This is a genomic window from Aeromonas sp. QDB18, from assembly GCF_027705325.1.
GTDB lineage: Bacteria > Pseudomonadota > Gammaproteobacteria > Enterobacterales > Aeromonadaceae > Aeromonas > Aeromonas caviae.
The window spans coordinates 1-994 of record NZ_JAPDBQ010000312.1 but is presented as its reverse complement, the minus strand read 5'-3'; the positions used below and the strand labels follow the sequence as shown (position 1 = coordinate 994).

Sequence of the window (994 nt, the reverse complement as noted above, 5' to 3'; positions counted from 1 at the left end):
GCCCCGATCGCGATGGACGACGGCCTGCGTTTCGCCATCCGTGAAGGTGGCCGTACCGTAGGTGCTGGTGTTGTAGCTAAAGTTATCGCTTAATCGATACTTTATATGCACACGTAAAAGGGGTGGCTTCGGCCACCCCTTTTACTTTTGGGGCTTTAAATGGCTTGTGAGATACTTTTGCGAAATCATCTATAGAGGTAGTTGCTGTGAGTAAACCCGCCATTTTTCTGGATCGCGATGGTGTCATCAACAAAGACACGGGTTATGTCAGCCAGGTTGATGACTTCCATTTTCTGCCCGGGGCGATTGAGGCCATGCAATTGCTGAAGAAAAAAGGCTATTTGCTGGTCGTGGTGACCAACCAATCCGGCATTGCCCGTGGTTACTTCACTGAAGATGACTTCATGAACCTGACCGAGTGGATGGATTGGTCATTGGCCGATCGCGATGTGGATCTCGATGGTATCTACTTCTGCCCCCATCACCCGAACCACGGTGCCCCCTGCGACTGCCGCAAACCCGAACCGGGTATGTTGTTGCTTGCCCAGCGGGAGCTCGGTATCGATATGAGCCGCTCTTATATGGTGGGTGACAAACCTTCAGACTTGAAGGCGGCCATCAATGCCAAGGTCGGTCACAAGATAATGGTCAGAACGGGTAAGCCGATTACTGATGCGGGGATTGAACTGGCCGATGCCATCTACGACAACCTGCATGATTTTGCCGTTGCAGCACCTGTCGCAGGCTGATTTCGCTGGATTATGATGCTTTTTGGTGGCTTTGTGAGCGATTGAACGATGGAAGCCATCTTTTTGCAATTATCCCCTTGCCAGAACGAATTCGCTCCCTATAATGCGCCTCCATCGACAGGGCAAGCGGCAACGCAAACAAGCCAGTAGATGCCTCGAAAAGCCTTGGAAAATAAGGCTTGACTCGAGAAGGCGGTTGAGTAGAATGCCACTCCCGCAGCAGCCAAAAGCTGCGTCGCTCTTTA

Annotated in this window: 3 protein-coding genes; 2 read left to right on the top strand and 1 reads right to left on the bottom strand. The window is 51.6% G+C overall.

Going from position 1 to position 994, the window contains the following annotated elements:
- Both OKC30_RS21075 and gmhB read left to right on the top strand, forming a co-directional pair.
- On the top strand, positions 1-93 hold a 93-nt coding region (locus tag OKC30_RS21075; protein WP_131867864.1), incomplete at its 5' end, for a hypothetical protein.
- A 113-nt stretch (positions 94-206) separates the two neighbouring features.
- Complete coding sequence (gene gmhB, locus OKC30_RS21070) at positions 207-749, top strand: D-glycero-beta-D-manno-heptose 1,7-bisphosphate 7-phosphatase (protein ID WP_043153901.1); 543 nt, start codon at positions 207-209, stop codon at positions 747-749.
- Between the two features lie 10 nt (positions 750-759).
- On the opposite strand, the gene OKC30_RS21065 is transcribed toward gmhB, so the two are convergent.
- The coding region (locus OKC30_RS21065; RefSeq protein WP_270665468.1) for a hypothetical protein at positions 760-994 on the bottom strand (235 nt) is incomplete at its 5' end.